This is a genomic window from [Clostridium] symbiosum ATCC 14940, assembly GCF_000466485.1.
In the GTDB taxonomy this organism is placed as follows: Bacteria; Bacillota; Clostridia; order Lachnospirales; family Lachnospiraceae; genus Otoolea; species Otoolea symbiosa.
Map to the genome: position 1 here is coordinate 1 of NZ_KE993018.1, position 627 is coordinate 627.

Genomic DNA, 627 nt, shown 5'->3' on the forward strand with positions numbered 1-627 from the left:
ACACACGCCAAAAGGAGAACGACATGACAGAACTAAATGGCATTGAATATTTGCGGAGAAAATTGGACATGAAAAAATCAAGGGTGCAGCTCCGGTACAAATATTATGAAATGAAAAATAGCTTTGTTGATATGGGAATATCGACTCCGCCAAACTTGAAGAACTGGAAATCCGTTCTCGGCTGGTGCGGGAAAGCGGTAGATTCCCTATCAGATAGGCTTATATTTCGTGAATTTATGGACGACAATTTTGACCTAAACGAAATATTTCAGATGAATAATCCGGACACACTGTTTGATAGTGCGGTACTATCTGCATTGGTGTCATCCTGCTGTTTTATCTACATCAGTGCCGACAAGGACGGATTCCCACGGTTACAGGTCATCGACGGAGGAAGCGCAACGGGAATTATAGACCCGATTACCGGTCTTTTGACCGAGGGGTACGCAGTACTGGAAGTAGATAAGGACAAAAAACCAACATTGGAAGCATATTTCGTACCGGGTAGAACGGATTATTACCGGGCCGGGAAGAAAGAGGCTGAAAGTATACTGAATAGTGCGCCTTATCCGTTGCTGGTCCCAATTATTTATCGGCCGGATGCGGTCAGGCCGTTCGGACATTCAC

Annotated in this window: 1 protein-coding gene; it reads left to right on the forward strand. The window is 44.8% G+C overall.

The genetic code is table 11. The features are described from left to right. Positions 1 to 68 precede the first annotated feature (68 nt). The coding region (locus tag CLOSYM_RS19350) for a phage portal protein (RefSeq protein ID WP_242828709.1) at positions 69 to 627 on the forward strand (559 nt) is incomplete at its 3' end.